The organism is Micromonospora sp. NPDC049891 (assembly GCF_040660295.1).
Taxonomy (GTDB): domain Bacteria; phylum Actinomycetota; class Actinomycetes; order Mycobacteriales; family Micromonosporaceae; genus Micromonospora.
Genome location: NZ_JBFAML010000006.1, coordinates 136,337 through 153,059 on the forward strand (window position 1 = coordinate 136,337; position 16,723 = coordinate 153,059).

The 16,723-nt window shown below is 72.2% G+C and carries 21 protein-coding genes and 2 tRNA genes; 14 read left to right on the forward strand and 9 right to left on the reverse strand.

Annotated features, from left to right (window positions below):
* The first annotated feature begins 300 nt into the window (after nucleotides 1–300).
* The 4 genes from AB0I71_RS10620 (at nucleotide 301) to AB0I71_RS10635 (ending at nucleotide 1,943) form a co-directional block, all read left to right on the forward strand.
* Nucleotides 301–374 (forward strand) — tRNA-Met (locus tag AB0I71_RS10620).
* A 194-nt stretch (nucleotides 375–568) separates the two neighbouring features.
* Nucleotides 569–642, forward strand: a tRNA-Met gene (locus AB0I71_RS10625).
* Nucleotides 643–763: 121 nt separating this feature from the next.
* Complete coding sequence (locus AB0I71_RS10630) at nucleotides 764–1,003, forward strand: hypothetical protein (RefSeq protein ID WP_357583128.1); 240 nt, start codon at nucleotides 764–766, stop codon at nucleotides 1,001–1,003.
* Between the two features lie 109 nt (nucleotides 1,004–1,112).
* Nucleotides 1,113–1,943 (forward strand): phosphoribosylaminoimidazolesuccinocarboxamide synthase, encoded by an 831-nt coding sequence (locus AB0I71_RS10635; protein ID WP_357583130.1) that lies wholly within the window; start codon nucleotides 1,113–1,115, stop codon nucleotides 1,941–1,943.
* 12 nt (nucleotides 1,944–1,955) lie between these two features.
* Here AB0I71_RS10635 and AB0I71_RS10640 read toward each other — a convergent pair whose 3' ends face one another.
* Nucleotides 1,956–2,429: an ATP-binding protein gene (locus tag AB0I71_RS10640; protein WP_357583132.1), complete on the reverse strand. Its 474-nt coding sequence runs from the start codon at nucleotides 2,427–2,429 to the stop codon at nucleotides 1,956–1,958.
* A 116-nt stretch (nucleotides 2,430–2,545) separates the two neighbouring features.
* On the opposite strand from AB0I71_RS10640, the gene AB0I71_RS10645 reads away from it, so the two are divergent.
* Nucleotides 2,546–3,670, forward strand: a complete 1,125-nt coding sequence (locus tag AB0I71_RS10645; protein WP_357583366.1) for a DUF5931 domain-containing protein — start codon at nucleotides 2,546–2,548, stop codon at nucleotides 3,668–3,670.
* Nucleotides 3,667–4,329, forward strand: a complete 663-nt coding sequence (locus AB0I71_RS10650) for a response regulator transcription factor (RefSeq protein ID WP_357583134.1) — start codon at nucleotides 3,667–3,669, stop codon at nucleotides 4,327–4,329. The genes AB0I71_RS10645 and AB0I71_RS10650 overlap by 4 nt, the downstream gene beginning before the upstream one ends.
* 24 nt (nucleotides 4,330–4,353) lie before the next feature.
* Here AB0I71_RS10650 and AB0I71_RS10655 read toward each other — a convergent pair whose 3' ends face one another.
* Complete coding sequence (locus AB0I71_RS10655; RefSeq protein ID WP_357583136.1) at nucleotides 4,354–4,926, reverse strand: DUF5709 domain-containing protein; 573 nt, start codon at nucleotides 4,924–4,926, stop codon at nucleotides 4,354–4,356.
* Nucleotides 4,927–5,026: 100 nt separating this feature from the next.
* The gene (locus AB0I71_RS10660; protein WP_357583138.1) at nucleotides 5,027–6,019 is read right to left on the reverse strand and encodes an SDR family oxidoreductase; all 993 of its coding nucleotides are present in this window, start codon (nucleotides 6,017–6,019) and stop codon (nucleotides 5,027–5,029) included.
* Nucleotides 6,020–6,155: 136 nt separating this feature from the next.
* Between AB0I71_RS10660 and AB0I71_RS10665 the strand changes: the two genes are divergently transcribed.
* Nucleotides 6,156–7,358: a glycosyltransferase gene (locus tag AB0I71_RS10665; protein WP_357583140.1), complete on the forward strand. Its 1,203-nt coding sequence runs from the start codon at nucleotides 6,156–6,158 to the stop codon at nucleotides 7,356–7,358.
* Here AB0I71_RS10665 and AB0I71_RS10670 read toward each other — a convergent pair.
* The 4 genes from AB0I71_RS10670 to aroA form a co-directional block, all read right to left on the reverse strand.
* Complete coding sequence (locus AB0I71_RS10670) at nucleotides 7,313–8,278, reverse strand: hypothetical protein (RefSeq protein WP_357583368.1); 966 nt, start codon at nucleotides 8,276–8,278, stop codon at nucleotides 7,313–7,315. The genes AB0I71_RS10665 and AB0I71_RS10670 overlap by 46 nt on opposite strands.
* 49 nt (nucleotides 8,279–8,327) lie before the next feature.
* On the reverse strand, nucleotides 8,328–9,140 hold the full coding sequence (gene hisN, locus AB0I71_RS10675) for a histidinol-phosphatase (RefSeq protein ID WP_357583142.1): 813 nt from the start codon (nucleotides 9,138–9,140) through the stop codon (nucleotides 8,328–8,330).
* Between the two features lie 88 nt (nucleotides 9,141–9,228).
* On the reverse strand, nucleotides 9,229–10,185 hold the full coding sequence (gene rsgA / locus AB0I71_RS10680; RefSeq protein WP_357583370.1) for a ribosome small subunit-dependent GTPase A: 957 nt from the start codon (nucleotides 10,183–10,185) through the stop codon (nucleotides 9,229–9,231).
* A 135-nt stretch (nucleotides 10,186–10,320) separates the two neighbouring features.
* Entirely contained in the window at nucleotides 10,321–11,625 is a 1,305-nt protein-coding gene (gene aroA / locus AB0I71_RS10685; RefSeq protein WP_357583144.1) for a 3-phosphoshikimate 1-carboxyvinyltransferase, read from the reverse strand.
* 102 nt (nucleotides 11,626–11,727) lie between these two features.
* On the opposite strand from aroA, the gene AB0I71_RS10690 reads away from it, so the two are divergent.
* From AB0I71_RS10690 to rsrA, 5 genes are all read left to right on the forward strand, one after another.
* The gene (locus AB0I71_RS10690) at nucleotides 11,728–12,438 is read left to right on the forward strand and encodes an SOS response-associated peptidase (RefSeq protein ID WP_357583146.1); all 711 of its coding nucleotides are present in this window, start codon (nucleotides 11,728–11,730) and stop codon (nucleotides 12,436–12,438) included.
* Nucleotides 12,439–12,634: 196 nt separating this feature from the next.
* The gene (locus tag AB0I71_RS10695) at nucleotides 12,635–13,027 is read left to right on the forward strand and encodes a WhiB family transcriptional regulator (protein ID WP_204001477.1); all 393 of its coding nucleotides are present in this window, start codon (nucleotides 12,635–12,637) and stop codon (nucleotides 13,025–13,027) included.
* A gap of 42 nt (nucleotides 13,028–13,069) precedes the next feature.
* Nucleotides 13,070–13,684, forward strand: a complete 615-nt coding sequence (locus AB0I71_RS10700; protein WP_357583148.1) for an alpha/beta family hydrolase — start codon at nucleotides 13,070–13,072, stop codon at nucleotides 13,682–13,684.
* A 247-nt stretch (nucleotides 13,685–13,931) separates the two neighbouring features.
* On the forward strand, nucleotides 13,932–14,747 hold the full coding sequence (locus AB0I71_RS10705; RefSeq protein WP_357583150.1) for a sigma-70 family RNA polymerase sigma factor: 816 nt from the start codon (nucleotides 13,932–13,934) through the stop codon (nucleotides 14,745–14,747).
* 1 nt (nucleotide 14,748) lies between these two features.
* Nucleotides 14,749–15,036, forward strand: coding sequence for a mycothiol system anti-sigma-R factor (gene rsrA / locus AB0I71_RS10710; protein WP_357583152.1), 288 nt, complete (start codon nucleotides 14,749–14,751; stop codon nucleotides 15,034–15,036).
* An 80-nt stretch (nucleotides 15,037–15,116) separates the two neighbouring features.
* Here rsrA and AB0I71_RS10715 read toward each other — a convergent pair whose 3' ends face one another.
* A complete protein-coding gene (locus tag AB0I71_RS10715; RefSeq protein WP_357583154.1) occupies nucleotides 15,117–15,350 on the reverse strand; it encodes a hypothetical protein in 234 nt (77 codons plus the stop codon).
* 41 nt (nucleotides 15,351–15,391) lie between these two features.
* On the opposite strand from AB0I71_RS10715, the gene AB0I71_RS10720 reads away from it, so the two are divergent.
* Both AB0I71_RS10720 and AB0I71_RS10725 read left to right on the forward strand, forming a co-directional pair.
* The gene (locus tag AB0I71_RS10720) at nucleotides 15,392–15,607 is read left to right on the forward strand and encodes a biotin/lipoyl-binding carrier protein (protein WP_093405215.1); all 216 of its coding nucleotides are present in this window, start codon (nucleotides 15,392–15,394) and stop codon (nucleotides 15,605–15,607) included.
* Nucleotides 15,604–16,107: a GNAT family N-acetyltransferase gene (locus tag AB0I71_RS10725; protein WP_357583156.1), complete on the forward strand. Its 504-nt coding sequence runs from the start codon at nucleotides 15,604–15,606 to the stop codon at nucleotides 16,105–16,107. Before AB0I71_RS10720 ends, AB0I71_RS10725 begins: the two co-directional genes overlap by 4 nt.
* Before the next feature lie 13 nt (nucleotides 16,108–16,120).
* On the opposite strand, the gene AB0I71_RS10730 is transcribed toward AB0I71_RS10725, so the two are convergent.
* Nucleotides 16,121–16,699 (reverse strand): helix-turn-helix domain-containing protein, encoded by a 579-nt coding sequence (locus tag AB0I71_RS10730; RefSeq protein ID WP_357583158.1) that lies wholly within the window; start codon nucleotides 16,697–16,699, stop codon nucleotides 16,121–16,123.
* Nucleotides 16,700–16,723: the final 24 nt, after the last annotated feature.

Here is a 16,723-nt window from a genome sequence, read left to right on the forward strand (position 1 = left end):
ACGGTGAGCGCGGACCGGGCGCCGTTCAGCGCAAGAAGCCAGCCAGGAAGCGTTCCCCCGCTTATGGGCGAAATCAAATTCGCCCACCTCTGACTGTCAATTCAACGTATTTAGCTGATCGATAGATGTCAAGGTGGCTGGTGGTGGTGGCGCTCGATTCCCGCCCCGGTGGCCGCCGTCGGGGTGTCCGCGCCGACCGGTCCGGTGCGCTCGACGGGGAGGGCGGACCGGTGCGACGTGAGTCGTTCAGCGGGTCGTTTTGCGGGCACCGGGGGTGGTGCGCTACGGTGGATCTACCGACGCGGGGTGGAGCAGCTCGGTAGCTCGCTGGGCTCATAACCCAGAGGTCGCAGGTTCAAATCCTGTCCCCGCTACTGCGACGAAAGAGGCCCAGGTTATCGCCTGGGCCTCTTTCGTATTCCAGAGGCGCCGGTCGCCGCGCCGGCTTGCGGTGTCCCGTCCGCCCGCCGGGAGGCGGCGGCTGGATCAGGCCGCTGCCGAGCCTGACGCGGACATCGGGGTGCGGTGGATGAGGGTGTCGTGTGATGGGGTAGAGTGGTCCTACCGACGCGGGGTGGAGCAGCTCGGTAGCTCGCTGGGCTCATAACCCAGAGGTCGCAGGTTCAAATCCTGTCCCCGCTACTTGTGCAGGAAGAGGCCCCGGATTCGTCCGGGGCCTCTTCCTCTTCCGGCGCTTGTCGCCGACGTTCACCCGAAAGTCGTTCGGCCCGCCGAGGTTGCGCGTCTCGGCGAGGATGAGCCCATGTCTTCCTTCGGTAGGTGGTGGGGGCGGCTCGGCACGCTCCTGGGTACGGTCGTGCTGACGGTGTTCGTCCCGGTCGCGGCATGGGCCTCGACCGGCACCGGGGAACTGGTGGTGGAAGCGGCTCGACGGCGCGGGCGCGGATCCGGCGTTTTCGGTTTCCTGAGCCTGCTCTGCTGCCTGGCGGTGGTGGCGGTGATCGTCCTGCTGGTGATCCGGCTGACCCGCCGCCGGCGTTGACCAGGCACTCTCCGCGCCCGGCCGGGCGTTGAGCGGCGGCCTTGCGCAGCCGCCGCCGCGGCGTGGACCGCCAGCGGTGGTACGCCCGGCGCGTGGTCTACTTGTCCGCGTGGAACTTCTGCACTCGGGCAAGGTGAGGGACGTCTACGCCGAGGGCGATGACCTGATCCTGGTCGCCTCCGACCGCGTCTCCGTTTACGACGTGGTGCTGCCGACCCCGATCCCGGACAAGGGCAAGCTGCTCACCGCGTTGTCGCTGTGGTGGTTCGAGCAGTTGGCCGACCTGGTCCCCAACCACGTCATCTCGGCCACCGACGTGCCGCCGGAGTTCGTCGGCCGGGCGATCCGGTGCCGCCGGCTCGAGATGGTCCCGGTCGAGTGTGTCGCTCGCGGCTTCCTCGCCGGCGGCGGATTGACGGAGTACGAAAGCACCGGGAAGGTCTCCGGTGTCGAACTGCCGCGTGGGCTGGTCGAGGCGTCCATCCTGCCCGAGCCGATCTTCACTCCGTCCACCAAGGCGCCGGTGGGTGAGCACGACGAGCCGATGACCTTCGCCGAGGTGGTCGACAAGGTTGGCGCCCAGACCGCCGACCGGCTGCGGCAGCTGACAATCGACGTGTACTGCCGGGGCGCCGAACTGGCGGCCGACCGGGGCATCCTGGTCGCCGACACCAAGATCGAGCTTGGCTGGGCGTCGGACGGCACCCTGGTCCTCGGCGACGAGTTGCTCACCCCGGACTCGTCCCGGTTCTGGCCGGCGGAGTCCTACCAGCCGGGGCGCGCCCAGTTCTCCTACGACAAGCAGTACCTACGGGACTGGGCGGCGAACAGCGGCTGGGACAAGCGGGAGCCGGCGCCGGAGGTGCCCGCCGAGGTGGTCGACGCCACCCGGGCCCGTTACGTGGACGTCTACGAGAAGCTGACCGGCAACCGCTGGTAGTGCCCGGGGCCGCTACTCGCTGCTGCGGTGGCGGCCGACGTGCTGCTCGGCGGGGACGGTCGCGGTGATGATACGCACCGTGGTGCCGGCGGGACCGGTATCGACGTCCATCGCGTCGGTCAGTTCGCGGGCCAGCCAGAGCCCCCAGCCACCGGCCGTCTCGGGCGCGGGCCGGGTGCGGTTGGCGAGGTTCTGCGTGCTGATGCCCTGACCGTGATCGGCGACCTCGCACAACACCACGCCGGGTTCCTCCCACAGCCGCAGCCAGCCCTGACCGCCGCCGTGCCGGACCGCATTGGTGATCAGCTCGTTGACCGCGAGCACGAAGTCGTCCAGCCGCTCGTCGCGCAGCCCGGCGGCGCGCGCGCAGGCGGCGACCGAGTGTCGGAGCTCGGTCACCTGGGCCTGGTCGAAGGCGTCGGCGATCAGGAGGGCGTGTTCGATGGGCACCACCGTACGCGGTGGGGGAGATCCTGCGTTCGTCATGGCCCCGTCCCGACAGAGATCGCAGAAGCTTACGCGGCTTTTACCACCGTACGTCAGGGTTGGTCGAGGTGCATCGGCCGCAGGGGCTTCCGGCGGCCTGTGGCATCGTGGCGCACGTGCCCGCTGCCGGTGGTTTCGAGGTCCCGCTCTGGCGGGCCGTCGCGGTCTTCCGGGTGGCCTCCCTGGCGTACGTCTGCGTGGTGTTGATCCGCGACGCGGACCGCTACGTCCACCCCTTCGCCGCCGGGGCGCTGGTGCTTGTCATGGCGGTCTGGACCGCCGTCACAGCGATCGGGTACGCGGTCCCGGCCCGGCGCGGCTGGCCGCTGCTCCTGGCCGACCTGGGAGTGGTCGTGGCGATCCTGCTGGCCACCCCGTGGGTGATGGGTCGGCCGGCGCTCGACGCGGGGCTGCCGACCCTTCCGGTGGCCTGGCTGAGCGGCCCGGTGCTGGCCTGGGCCGTCTGCGGCGGGCGGCGGCGCGGTGCGGTAGCGGCCCTGGTGCTCGGCGCGACCGACCTCGCGACCCGCGGCATGGTCACGCCCACCGCGTTCAACGGGGCGATCCTGATGCTGCTCGCCGGCGTGGTGGTCGGGCACGTCGCCCGGCTGACGGTGACCGCCGGGGAACGGCTGCACCGGGCTGTCGAGTTGGAGGCCGCGACGCGGGAGCGGGAGAGACTGGCCCGTGACATCCACGACTCGGTGCTTCAGGTGCTCGCTCTGGTGCAGCGGCGCGGTGCCCACCTCGACGGCGAGGCCGGCGAACTGGCCCGGCTGGCCGGCGAGCAGGAGGTGGCGCTGCGGTCGCTGATCTCCGGTGCCGGCCCGGTCGCCGCCGGTGCCGCCGGCGCGCCGGTGGACCTGCGCACACTGCTCGGCCGGCACGCCTCGGCCACCGTGTCGCTGTCCGCACCTGCGGGTGCCGTGCCGCTGCACCCGGCGGTGGCCCGTGAGCTGGCGGCGGCCGTCGGGGCGGCGCTGGACAACGTGGCCCGGCACGGCGGCGGTCGGGCCTGGGTGCTGGTCGAGGACGAGGGCTCGGCGGTCACCGTGTCGATCCGGGACGAGGGCCCGGGCTTCCCGCCCGAGCGTCTGAACGAGGCCGTGGCGCAGGGACGGTTGGGCGTTGCCCACGCCATCCGGGGGCGGTTGGCCGACCTGGGCGGTACCGCCCGGATCAGCTCGACACCGGGTGCCGGGACCGAGGTGGAACTCACCGTGCCGAGGAGGGAACCATGAGCGGCGTACGCGTGATGGTCGTCGACGACCACCCGATGTGGCGGGAAGGGGTGGCCCGCGACCTGGCCGAGGCCGGTCATGAGGTGGTGGCCAGCTGCGGGGAGGGCCGCCAGGCGGTCCGGGTGGTCGCCGCCGCCCGTCCCGACGTGGTGGTGCTCGATCTGCAACTGCCGGACATCTCCGGCGTGGAGGTGATCCAGGGGCTGCGGGCGGCTCACCCCGGGGTGCGGGTGCTCATGCTCTCGGCCAGCGGCGAGCAGCAGGGCGTGCTGGACGCGGTGAAAGCCGGTGCCACCGGCTACCTGCTCAAGTCCGCCGCGCTCACCGAGTTCCTGGAGGCGGTGCGGCGCACCGCGGCGGGCGATCCCGTCTTCACGCCCGGCCTGGCCGGGCTGGTCCTCGGCGAGTACCGCCGACTGGCGGCCGTGACAAACCACACGGCCGTCGGTGCCGGGGACGCGGCACCCCGGCTCACCGACCGGGAGACCGAGGTGCTGCGCCTGGTGGCCAAGGGGATGTCGTACAAGCAGATCGCCGAGCGGCTCGGACTGTCGCACCGTACGGTGCAGAACCACGTGCAGAACACGCTCGGCAAGCTCCAGCTGCACAACCGGGTCGAACTGACCCGGTACGCGATCGAACGCGGCCTGGACGACTGAGTCGGCGTGGCCGGCACCGGCCGATCAGACCGAGTGCGGCGGCCGGGTCTCGTGCACCGCCAGCTCCTCGGCGCTGGCTCCGCCACCGGCGGCACCCGCGTCGTAGGCGATCGAATCGGTCTCCTGGTCGGTGTGCGCCCCCTCGTCCGGTTCGACGAGCCGGCCGACCGTGGCGTCCACGGTGGTGCCCAGCTGGTCGTGGTCGTAGAGCGACACCGGGGACTTCGGGTCGGAGGTGGGACCTGGATCCATCACGTCGGCGTCGAGTTGCGCCTGCGCCGCCTGTTCCCGGCTGTCCGCCTCGGCCGCGATGTCCGGATCCACCGGCCCGGCGAGCGGATCGTCGACCGGCAGCTCGAACTGTTCCCGGCTCAGCTTGTAGTCCAACGACTCGCCGTCGAGCTGCTCCTCGGCGGTGGTGCCGAACTCGTCGACCGCCACCGGCGTCCGGTCACCAGGCAACTGAGCCGGTGCCGGGCCGTCGGCCTCCCGTCCGGTCAGCACGTCGTCCCCGGCCGTCGAATCGTCGTCGGCGGTGTCGGGCAGGCCGTCGGCCTCGGGATCGGACACGGGGGTCGGGTACTCGTCGTCGCGCATGACTGACCACTACCCGCTGCCCTCCCGCCGTAACCGGCCAGCCGGGGCGGATAGCCGGCCCCGGTGGTGCTCGGACGTCAGCCGGTGCCGTCCCGCCCGCTCAGCGGGACAGTCGACGGGCCAGTGCGGCGACCGTGCCGACCGCGGTGCCGGCGGCGGCCAGACCGAACGCGGCGGACATCCGGACCAGCTGGCGACGCCGGCCGTGCCAGCCACCCTCCGGTGTCGCGCCGGCGTCGGGACGGAACACGTTACCTGTCGTGTCGGGCGTGGGCGGCGGCCCGAACTGGGTGTACCGGCCGTACCAGCCGAGGACTCGTTCGGCCAGCGCCGGCGCGAGCCGCCACTGCATGCCGATCAGGCGGGCGGCACCGCCGGCGTACGCCTCCCGCCGGGGTCGCCTCAGCAGTCGGACGATCGTCTCCGCGACCACCTCGGGCGGGTACACAGGTGGCGGCGGAAGAACCTGCCGGCCGCTGTGGTTGGCGGCGTGCCGGAAGAACGGGGTGTCGATGGTGGCCGGGAGGACCGTGCAGATCGAGACGGATCCCCGGCCGGTGGCCCGCAGCTCCTGGCGGACCGTGTCGGCCAGACCCCGGACACCGTGCTTCGCCGCGTTGTACGGGGACTGGTACGGCATCGCCACCTCGGCCAGTACCGAGGCGTTGTTGACCACGACGCCGCCACCGCCCGCGCTGAGGTGCGGCAGCGCGGCCCGGATCCCGTTCGCCGTGCCGAGCAGGTTGACGTCCAGCACCCGGCGGAACTCGGCCACCGGAATCTCGTCGAACAACCCGATGGTGCCGACCGAGGCGTTGTTGATCCACGCGTCGATCCGGCCGAACTCGGCCACAGCGGTCGCCGCGAGCCGTCGCATCGCCTCCGCGTCGGTCACGTCGGTGGGTACCACCAGGGTGCGGCCGCCCAGCTCACGGCAGTGCCGGGCGACCTCCCGCAGCGCCGGCTCGGTACGCGCGGCCAGCACCACCGTGCTGCCCTGTCGGGCCAGGGCGTACGCGGTCGCCGTACCGATGCCGCTGGACGCGCCGGTGATGACGATTGTGGCGTCGGGGAGTGCGCGGGCGAGGGGCATTCCTCATCGGTACCCCGTCATGTCCGGGTCATGCCGCCGAGCGTGCCCCCGATCTGCGATGTTTCGGCTCTTCGGAGGCCGGTTAATGGGACGCTCTGACCGGAGACCACCGCCCTCATCCGCATGGAGGTGACCCATGCGCGTTGGCCTTGTCTGTGCCCACGCCGCTGCGCCGCCGTCCGGCGACGGAACCGTCGTCGGCACCTACCAGCACATCGCACGGGTCGCGGCCGAACTGGCCGGGCGAGGTCACGACGTGCGGGTGTACACCCGCCGGGACGACCCTGAGGTGACCGAGACCGACATCGTGGACGGCTACCGGGTGGAGCGGGCGCCGGTGGGCCCGGTCGCGCCGATCCCCACGGCCGAACTGGTGCCATACGTGGCCGAGTTCGGTGAGTGGCTGGCTGACCGGTGGTCCGGTGACTGGACGCCCGAGGTGGTGCACGGTCACTACTGGATCGGGGGACTTGCCGCCGCGCACGCCGTGCGGGAGACCGACATCCCGATGGTGCAGACGTTCCACTCGATCGGCATGGAACAGCTGCGCCACCTCGGGTCCAGCTACGACGGCCCGGGCACCCGCATCCCGCTGGAGCGGGCACTGACCCGGGCGGTGGACATCGCGGTCGCCCAGTGCAACGACGAGGTCGACGAGTTGACCCGGATGGGCCTGCAACGCAGCTCCGTCGCGATGGTCCCGACCGGTGTCGACACCGAGCGGTTCCACCCCGACGGCGAGGCCGCCCCGCGCGAGCAGCGCCCCCGGATCCTCTCCGTGGGTGGGCTCTGGCGGGGCCACGGCCAGGAGGACCTGATCCGGGCGATGCGCCTGGTCGGTGACGCGGAACTGGTGATCGCCGGCGGACCACCGGCGGACCAGCTGGCCAACCACACCGAGGCCCGTCGGCTGCGCGAGCTGGCCGACCGGGTCGGGGTCGGTGAGCAGGTGCACCTGGTGGGTGCCGTGCCGCACGAGCAGATGGCCACCTGGTACCGCTCGGCCGACGTGGTGGCCTGCACGCCGCACTACTCATCAGCGGGACGGGTGTCGCTGGAGGCGATGGCCTGTGGGGTTCCGGTGGTGGGCTACGCCATGGGCGGCATCGCCGACGCCGTGGTCGACGAGGTGACCGGCAAGCTGGTGCCGCCGGGCGACGTGCGCACGCTCGGGATGACGCTGCGGCGGCTGCTCACCGACAACGCCGGCCGGTTCGCGTACGGGCACGCCGCGGTCGACCGGGTGCGGTGCAGCTACACCTGGGAGCGGACGGCCAGCGCCCTGGAGCGGCTCTACGAGCGGGTGGTGGGCCGGCGCAAGCCGGTCGAGGCGGCCTGAGGCACCGGATCACCCGCGCCGCTGGCCGCACCCGCCACCTCGCATCCCGCAGCGGCGGGCTGCGTCACGAGCGGCGGCGGGGCACCGACCACGGCTCGGGTGGTCTCGCGGGCGACGGCGTGCTGGTGCTGCGGCTCCGCGTACCGGGTGAGTCCGACGACAGCCGCGAGGGTGATCAGGAAACCGATCCCGGCGAGCCACTCCCGGCCCGGCCAGATCTTGTCGTTGAGCAGCAGTAGCCCGACGATGGCGGCGGGCACCGCGCCGGCCGCGTCCATCGCGGCCACCGCCGCCGTGGTGGAGCCACGCTGCATCGCCAGCCCGAGCAGCAGCTGCCCGACCACGGAATGGGCGATGAGCAGGTAGAGCAGCGGGTCGCTGAGGAACGCGTCCCAACTCGATGCGGAGGCCAGCGGTCGGGCCGCCACCGCGGCGGCGGAGAAGGCCAGCCCGGCCAGTGACCCGAGCGCCACCGAGCCCGGTGCGCCATGCAGCCGGACCGCGAAAAAACCCAGCACCGCGATCACCGCGAGGGTCACCAGCAGCGCGATCATTCCTTCGGTGCCGAGCGCCTTCGACGGTGCCGGCTGAGCGGAGAGGACCAGCGCGGTGATGCCGGCGAAGAGCAGCACCAGCAACGCGACCTCGGCCACCGGCAGCCGCCACTTCAGCAGGATCACGCCGAGCAGGGCGGTGACGCCGAGCCCGGCGGCCACGCTCGCCTGCACCAGGAACAGCGGCAGGTCCCGCCGGGACAGGAAGGCCAGGACGAAACCGGCGACCTGGCAGGCCAACCCGACCAGATAGGTGCGGTGCCCGGCCAGGCGCAGCAGCAGCCCGGGATCGAAGGTGTGGTGCACCGTGGTGCGGGCGGCGGCGACCGACTGCAACAGGTTGGCGACGCCGTACGCGACGATCATCGCCGCCAGGAAACACCAACCCGAGGTAGCCACCTGGCGAGGATAGAGGTTACCGGGCGTCAATGCTCGGCGGGCTACCGAGCCTTTCGAGGATGTCGGGATGCAGTGCGCCGTTGCTGGCCAGGGTGCTGTTGTCGCCGCCTGCCGGGGCTGGTTGACCGGCCAGATCGGTGATCGTGCCCCCTGCTTCGGTCACGATGGGTACCAGCGCGGCCACGTCCCAGAGTGACAACTCGGGCTCGATCATCACGTCCAGGGCACCCTCGGCCAACAGCATGTAACCGTAGAAGTCGCCGTAGGCCCGGCTGCGCCAGGTGTCCCGCATCAGTTGGAGCACCGCGTCGAGCCGGCCGGCTTTCTCCCAGCCCTCCAGCGAGGAGTAGCAGAGGCTGGCGTCGGCCATCCGGGTCACCCCGGAGACCCGGATGGGCGTACCGCTGGAGGCGTCCGGGCCGGCGTACGCCCCGGTGCCCTGCGCCGCCCACCAGCGGCGGCCCAGGGCCGGTGCGGAGACCAGACCGGCGACCGGGCGGCCGTTCTCCAGCAGGGCGATGAGCGTGGCCCAGATCGGCACGCCCCGGACGAAGTTCTTGGTGCCGTCGATCGGGTCCACCACCCACTGGCGGGTTCCGGCGGTGGGTGTCGCGCCGTACTCCTCGCCGAGCAGCCCGTCGTCGGGCCGGTGCTCGGCGAGCAGGGCGCGGATCTCGCGCTCCACGGCGGTGTCCGCGTCGGAGACCGGAGTCAGGTCGGGCTTCGACTCGACCCGCAGGTCCAGGGCGCGGAACCGGGCCGTCGACAGGGCGTCGGCGGCGTCGGCGAGCCGGTGGGCGAGGGTCAGGTCATCGGCGTACCCGGTCATGCCGGACACGGTAGCGACGCCGGCACCGGGACGGCGCCGGGGGCCGACGACTACCGCGTCGGCGGGCGGTTCGCGCCCGCCGGCCGGATCACTCCGGGCGTCCGCGCGGGTCGGGCTCGGTCCGTGTGTCGGTCTCCCCGGCACGGGAGGCCAGCAATCGGCGGTACGAGGCCAGCCGGCGAGGATCGGCCCGTCCTGCCGCGACCCAGCCGTCGAGTGCGCAGTCGGCCTCGTCGGCGGTGTGCGGGCAGTTCGCCGGGCAGTCCGCGGTGGCCTCGACCAGATCCGGGAAGCCGTGCAGCAGGCTCTCGGCCGAGACGTGGGCCAGCCCGAAGCTGCGCACCCCCGGGGTGTCCACGATCCAGCCCGGGTCCTCCTGCGCGTCGGGTGGCGCGGGTAGCCGCAGCGCCACCGCGCTTGTCGAGGTGTGCCGGCCCCGACCGATCGCGCTGACCGTGCCGACCGTCCGGTCGGCCTCCGGCACCAGGCGGTTGACAAGCGTCGACTTGCCCACCCCGGAATGCCCGACAAGCACCGAGACCCGGCCGGCGAGCAGGCTGCGCAGCGCGTCCAGCGGGGATTCCGGCTGGAGGAGCAGGTACGGCAGTTCCAGTTCGGTGTAGTAGTCGAGCACCGCCTCGGGCCCGGCCAGGTCGGCCTTGGTCAGGCAGAGCAGCGGTTCGATGTCCGCGTCGTACGCGGCGACCAGGCAGCGGTCGATGAACCCGGTGCGCGGCGGCGGGTCGGCCAACGCGCTGACGATCACGAGCTGGTCGGCGTTGGCGACCACCACCCGTTCCAGCCGCCCCTCGGCGGTGCTGGCGTCGTCCTCGGCGGTGCGCCGCAGCACGGACCGGCGTGGTTCGATCCGAACGATGCGGGCCAGCGCGCCGGACGAACCGGAGGTGTCGCCGACCAGCCCGACCCGATCGCCCACCACCACCGATTTACGGCCCAGTTCGCGGGCGCGCATCGCGGTGACGGTGGGGTCGTCCGGCCCGGCCCCGGGCAGCACGCAGGTGTACCGCCCGCGGTCCACCGCGATGACGAAACCGTCAACGGCATCGGCGTGCGTTGGCCGGGTCCGGGTACGGGGGCGCGAGGACCTGCCGGGTCGGACCCGGACGTCGTCCTCGTCGTACTCGCGCCGCCTGGTCGCCAGGGCCGCCCCTTCTTCCGCTCAGCTCTTACCGGTCACCAGTGCCGACCATAGTGCCGGGAACTCGGGCATGGTCTTCGAGGTGCACGACACGTCGTCCAGCTCGACGCCCGGCACGACCAGCCCGGCCACCGCCGCTGCGTGCGCCATTCGGTGATCATGGTAGGTGCGGAACACGCCACCGTGCAGCGGCCGGGGCCGGATCTCCAAGCCGTCGGCCGACTCGGTGATGTCCGCGCCGAGCCCGGTGAACTCCCGGGTCAGCGCGGCCAGCCGGTCCGTCTCGTGGCCACGGATGTGGCTGACCCCGGTGAACACCGAGGGCGAGTCGGCGAGCATGGCCAGCGCGGTCAGCGCCGGGGTCAGCTCGCTGACGTCGGACAGGTTGGCGTGCAACCCCTTCACCGGGCCGGTGCCGCGCACCGTCAACCCCTCGGTGGTGAGGGTGACCGCCGCCCCCATCTGCTGCAACAGTGAACGCAGCCGCTCCACCGGCTGGGCGCTGCCCCGCGCCGGCCAACCGCGCAGGGTCACCTCACCGCCGGTGACCAGGGCGGCGGCGAAGAACGGCACCGCACCGGAGAGATCCGGCTCGATCTCCCAGCCGCGCCCGGTCAGCGGCCCCGGCTCGACCGCCCAGACGTCCGGGGTGCTGTCGTCGACCGCGGCACCGGCGGCGCGCAGCATCTGCACGGTCATCCGCAGGTGCGGCGCGGAGGGCACCGGCGGGCCGACGTGCCGGACCACAAGTCCTCGGTCGAAGCGGGGGGCGGCGAGCAGCAGACCGGAGACCAGCTGGCTGGAGGCCGAGGCGTCGATCACGACCTCGCCGCCGGTCACCCGGCCGGCGCCCAGCACCACGAGCGGCAGGCTGCCCGAGGCGGGGGTGTCGACGCGTACGCCGAGCGAGCGCAGCGCCTCGATCAGCGGGCCGAGCGGGCGGGTGCGGGCGTGCGGGTCACCGTCGAGGGTGACCTGCCCGTCGGCCAGTCCCGCCACCGGAGGTACGAAGCGCATGATCGTGCCGGCGAGGCCCACGTCGACCTGGGCCGGACCGAACAACCGGTGCGGCCGGACCAGCCAGCGGTCGTCGTCGGCGATCGAGACGTGGGCGCCCATCGCCCGCAGCGCGGCGGCCATCAGCTCGGTGTCCCGGGCACGCAGCGGCCGGGACAGTGTCGAGGGGCCGGCGGCCAGCGCGCTGAGCACCAGGGCGCGGTTGGTCATCGACTTGGAGCCGGGCAGGCGCAGCGACGCCGACACCGGGTCGCTGGCCGTCGGTGCGGTCCACGGCTGTAGCGGCCGGGTCGCTGTCACATTCCCCACAGCTACATTCTGCCGCGCCGCGGCCCCGGTGGCTGCCACGTCACCGGCCACTCCCGGGGAACGGGACAGCCGCTCGGCGGACGGCGCGCTAGCGTGAGCGGCATGTGCGGGAGGTACGCCACGACCCGGAGCGCCGGTGACCTGAGCGGCCTGTTCGAGGCCGTCGACGAGACCGGCGACGGGTTGGTCGCCGACCACAATGTGGCGCCGACCGATCCGGTGCCTCTGGTCCGGGTCAGTGCCGAGGGGCACCGGGCGCTCTCGCTTGGCCGATGGGGTCTGGTGCCGCCGTGGTCCCGGTCGCCCGCCGGAGCGGCTCGCATGATCAATGCCCGCGCCGAGACGGTCGCCACCAGCCGGGCGTACGCTCCGGCCTTCGCCCGTCGCCGGTGCCTGGTTCCCGCCGACGGATGGTACGAGTGGGTGCGGTTGGCCGGCGGCGCGAAGCAGCCGTACTACATGACTCCACGCGACGGCTCGGTGCTCGCCTTCGCCGGCATCTGGTCGCGCTGGGACGGCGCGGACGCGACGCTGCTGACCTTCAGCGTGCTGACCACCGCGGCCCTCGGTGAACTGGCCGAGGTGCATGACCGGATGCCCCTGCTGCTACCGCCCGAGCGCTGGGCTACCTGGCTGGGTGGCGTCGGCGACCCGGCGGAGCTGCTCGTGCCGCCGTCGATGGACTGGCTGACCCGGTTGGAGGTGCGGCCGGTGGGGCAGGCCGTGGGCGATGTACGCAACTACGGCCCGGAACTGACCGCCCGGGTGCCGCTGACCCGTCCCGCCGGGCCGACGGAGATGACGCTCTTCTGATCACACCGCGCACATTGTCGGGAGTGATTTGCTGCGGTTGCGGGTGAAAGGTGACTAGAACGTTCTGCCAACTTCCCGGCAGAGTCTTGTCCCCGTGTGCGTAAGTGCGATACAACACAGCGCCGGTGGTGGGTGTCGTTCACGTCGGGTGAACGATGTCCATCGATCTTGCTGGTCCCACGGGGGAGGTGGGTGGATGACACGGGCGCGTATGCCCCGTCCGCACGAGGTGGCCGCCGCGCGACGTGATCCGCGACTGTTGCGGGCGTTGCGTGAGCGGCGACAGGACGAAGCCTGGCGTACCAGAGGCACCTGTCAGAGCGTCGACCCGGAAACGTTCTTTCCGGCGCCGAACGAGCCCGCCGACGCGGCGGTGGCTCTGTGCCGCAGTTGCGACGTGCAGGGCTCCTGCCTGGCCTGGGCGTTGGAGGTCGGCGATTGTCACGGCGTCTGGGGTGGCACCACCCCGCGGGAGCGGCGGGCGATGCTTGTGGCCTGGCGCAGCGAGGTGCAACCCGACCCCGAGGCCGCCGGTGAGCCGGGCCCGCCGGTGCGCGACCGGCTGCTCACCCTGGTGCCGTTGAGCTGATCGGCGGGGCGCCGTCCAGGTTGGGACGGGTTCAATGGGACGGTGCCACACGACGACGTCATCGACACTCCGCGCGGTCCTGCCCGGGTCGACACCGATCAGCCGTCCGGCCCACCCCGAGCCCTGCTGGTGCTGGGGCACGGGGCCGGCGGCGGTGTCGACGCCCCGGATCTGATCGCCCTGCGCGACGCGGCGGTGACCGCCGGGCTGGTGGTGGTACGGATCACCCAGCCGTACCGGGTCGCCGGCCGGCGGGCGCCGGCCCCGGCCGGGCACCTCGACGAGGCGTGGTCCGCGGTGCTTACCGTGCTGCGGCAACGGCATCCGGGCGTACCGCTGGTGGTGGGTGGTCGCTCCAGCGGCGCGCGGGTGGCCTGCCGGACCGCGACCACGGTCGGCGCCGCCGGGGTGGTGGCACTCGCCTTCCCGCTGCATCCGCCCGGCCGACCGGAGCGGAGTCGGGCCGGTGAGCTGGTGACCGGCGTGCCGACCCTGGTGGTGAACGGGGACCGGGACCCGTTCGGCGTGCCGGAGCCGGGCCCGCTGGTGCGGGTGCTGGTCCGGCCGGGGGAACGGCACGACCTCCGGGGCGACCCGGCCGGGACGGCCGCCCTGGCGCTGGACTGGCTGCGCGAGCGCGGCTGGGCGACAGCCTGACGGCACGCGGGTTGCCGCCGCAGCACCGTGCCCCGGTGCCGTTTCCGCCGGCCGCGCCGCTTCGTTGCACCCGATGGTGTCCCAGTGCCCGGTACGGGTGGCGACACCGGGCTCCCAGGCCCTTCCTGGTCCCAGCCGCGGTCGCACCGCCGGGGCGGGGACCAGGAACGCCCGGGTCGAGCCGGAATGCCCCGCACCACAGCGCGCGTTGAACACCTCGGACAACCACTGTGCGAGGGGGTGACCGGTGCCGACCGAGATCCGGAACCGGGAACGCGACGAGCGGGGGGCACGGCAGCTCAGGCAGCTGCTGGCCGGCCCGAAGTGGCCGGCGGCGATGCCACCGGCCGAGGTGGCGACGGGCACACCCGTCGGAACCGAATCTTCTGGAAGGTCGGTGCGCGTATCCTCGGCGGGGAAGCATCCAACCCGAGGGGATGTGCGGTTGACCACGGAGAAGACGGACGAGCGCAGGGCCCGGTTCGAACGGGACGCAATGCCATTCGTCGATCAGCTGTACGCGGCCGGCCTGCGGATGACGCGTAACCCGGCGGATGCCGAGGACCTGGTCCAGGAGACCTACCTGAAGGCGTACGCCGCCTTCCACCAGTTCGAGCAGGGCACGAACCTGAAGGCCTGGCTCTACCGGATCCTGACCAACACCTACATCAACTCGTACCGGAAGCGGCAGCGCCAACCGGTGCAGGCGCCCACCGACGAGATCACCGACTGGCAGTTGGCCGAGGCGGAGTCGCACACCTCAAGCGGGCTGCGGTCCGCCGAGACCGAGGCGCTCGACCGGCTGCCGGACAGCGACGTCAAGGAGGCCCTCCAGCAGTTGCCGGAGGAGTTCCGGCTGGCCGTCTACCTGACCGATGTCGAAGGCTTCTCCTACAAGGAGGTCGCCGACATCATGGGCACGCCGATCGGCACGGTGATGTCGCGGTTGCACCGCGGGCGTCGTAATCTGCGCAAGCTGCTTGAGGGGTACGCCGCGGAGCGGGGTTTCTCCGCGGCCCAGCCGGCCCGGAGTTCGACCGCCACCACCGGCCGGGAGGTGTGACGTGAGCTGTGGAGATCCGCACGAGACGGACTGCCGTGAGGTGCTCGCCGAGGTCTACCTTTACCTCGACCTGGAGTGCGCGCAGGAGCGGCGGACGCTGATCCGGCACCATCTTGACGAGTGTGGCCCCTGCCTGCGCGAGTACGGCATCGAGCAGGAGGTCAGGGCGCTCGTGGCCCGCTGCTGCGGCAACGAGTCCGCGCCGGACGAACTGCGCGAGCGGCTACGGGTACGGCTGAGCGAACTCGTCGTGTTCGAGAGCACCGAGTCGCGCGAACTGGCCGACTGACAGGCACAGGTGCCCGGGTCGGAAGTGACCCGGGCACTTGTGGTCCGTCGTCCGATCGCGGCGGGCAGCCGCCCGCCGGCTCAGGAGTTGGGGCGCTTGCCGTGGTTCGCGGCGCTCTTCTTACGGGCCTTCTTCTTACGGGCCTTCTTCGCCATGGTGACCTCCTCGTGATGGCCGGATCGGCTGCGCACGGCCCCGCCACCGGGGGCGCTGTCGCCCTTGCCGGCGTCAGGGTCTGACCCGTTGATGCTAGTGCCGGCGGTCCGGGGCGGCTGCTCCCGGGGCTGCTCCGCGCCCACCGGCCGCCTGCTCATGATTTGATACGTCGCAGGAGCCGCGAGGGAAGGGGCCGAAGATGGCCGAGGAGATCCGCGCCGAGATGGTGGCGAACGTCTGGAAGGTCGTCGCGTCGGCCGGGGACACCGTGTCCGAGGGGGACACCCTGGTGATCCTGGAGTCGATGAAGATGGAGATCCCGGTGATCGCCGAGTCCGACGGCGTCGTGCAGCAGCTCGCGGTGAACGAGGGCGACGTGGTGCAGGACGGTGACCTGATCGCGGTGATCGGTTGAGTGGCCTGCTGATCCGTCCGGTCGAGCCGGCCGATTTCGCCGGGGTCGCCCGACTCACCGTCGCGGCGTACGAGGCCGATGGTCAGCTCAAGGGCGAGACCGGCTACGCCGACGTGCTGGCCGACGTCGCCGCGCGGGCGGAGCACGGTGACGTGCTGGTGGCCGTGGACCGGGCGAGCGGTCAGCTGCTCGGGTCGGTCACCTTCGTGCTGCCCGGCACCCGGTACGCCGAGATGTGCGGCCCGGGGGAGGCGGAGTTCCGGATGCTGGCGGTGGACCCGGCCGCGCAGGGACGGGGGGCCGGCGCCGCGCTTGTCGAGGCGTGCGTCGTACGGGCGATCGAGCTGGGCTGCACCGCGGTGGCCATCTGCGTACGCGACGGCCATGCCGAGCCGGCCCAGCAGCTCTACCGCAGGCGTGGTTTCGTCCGCCAGCCCGAGCGGGACTGGTCCCCCTTGCCCGGCGTGGACCTGCTGGCTCTCCGCCTGCCGCTGCGCTAGCGGGGCTGGCGGTTCACTGCGGGGCGGGCGGTTCGGCGATCGCGGCGAGCAGCTCGTCAGCGACCTCCAGGGCTATCCGCTTGCGCTCGGCGTCGGTGATGTCCGGGGTGCGTACGGCGAACCAGCTGCTGTGCACGGCGAACAGGGCCAGCACGGCACGGAGCTGGGCAGCGGGGGAGTCGTCGCCCTGGCAGAGCGCGGCGGCCAGCCGGAACATCCGGCCGCGTAGTTCCCGGCCGGCGGAGAGGCTCTTCAACGCCGTCTGGTTCTGCTCGAAGAACCGCATCACCGAGGGCTGCTCGCCACTGAACATGGCGTCGGCGTACCGCTCGATGACGGCCCGGCGGGTGGCCTGCGTGGCGGGCTGACTCTCGGCCCAGGTGATCAGGGCGTCCATCCGCTCCAGCCGGTCCTCCACGACGCTTGTGACGATCTCGTCCTTGCTCTTGAAGTGGTAGTAGAGCGCGGCCTTCGTCACCCCGAGTCGTTCGGCCACCTCCCGCAGTGATGTCGCCTCGTAGCCCTGCTCGGTGAAGAGCTCCAGCGCCACGGCCTTGATCCGCTCCCGCGTGCCGCCTGTGCTCTGACTCACCCGTGCCTGCCAATCCGGTTGACC

What these genes read in the sequence shown, in the direction of transcription:
- AB0I71_RS10690 (WP_357583146.1), top strand. Translation starts at nt 11,728, where the DNA reads ATGTGCGGGAGGTACGCCACGACCCGGAGCGCCGGTGACCTGAGCGGC.
- AB0I71_RS10655 (WP_357583136.1), bottom strand. Translation starts at nt 4,926, where the DNA reads ATGCGCGACGACGAGTACCCGACCCCCGTGTCCGATCCCGAGGCCGAC.
- AB0I71_RS10715 (WP_357583154.1), bottom strand. Translation starts at nt 15,350, where the DNA reads ATGAGCAGGCGGCCGGTGGGCGCGGAGCAGCCCCGGGAGCAGCCGCCC.
- AB0I71_RS10720 (WP_093405215.1), top strand. Translation starts at nt 15,392, where the DNA reads ATGGCCGAGGAGATCCGCGCCGAGATGGTGGCGAACGTCTGGAAGGTC.
- AB0I71_RS10630 (WP_357583128.1), top strand. Translation starts at nt 764, where the DNA reads ATGTCTTCCTTCGGTAGGTGGTGGGGGCGGCTCGGCACGCTCCTGGGT.
- hisN (WP_357583142.1), bottom strand. Translation starts at nt 9,140, where the DNA reads ATGACCGGGTACGCCGATGACCTGACCCTCGCCCACCGGCTCGCCGAC.
- AB0I71_RS10695 (WP_204001477.1), top strand. Translation starts at nt 12,635, where the DNA reads ATGACACGGGCGCGTATGCCCCGTCCGCACGAGGTGGCCGCCGCGCGA.
- AB0I71_RS10640 (WP_357583132.1), bottom strand. Translation starts at nt 2,429, where the DNA reads ATGACGAACGCAGGATCTCCCCCACCGCGTACGGTGGTGCCCATCGAA.
- AB0I71_RS10665 (WP_357583140.1), top strand. Translation starts at nt 6,156, where the DNA reads ATGCGCGTTGGCCTTGTCTGTGCCCACGCCGCTGCGCCGCCGTCCGGC.
- AB0I71_RS10660 (WP_357583138.1), bottom strand. Translation starts at nt 6,019, where the DNA reads ATGCCCCTCGCCCGCGCACTCCCCGACGCCACAATCGTCATCACCGGC.
- AB0I71_RS10670 (WP_357583368.1), bottom strand. Translation starts at nt 8,278, where the DNA reads ATGATCGTCGCGTACGGCGTCGCCAACCTGTTGCAGTCGGTCGCCGCC.
- AB0I71_RS10650 (WP_357583134.1), top strand. Translation starts at nt 3,667, where the DNA reads ATGAGCGGCGTACGCGTGATGGTCGTCGACGACCACCCGATGTGGCGG.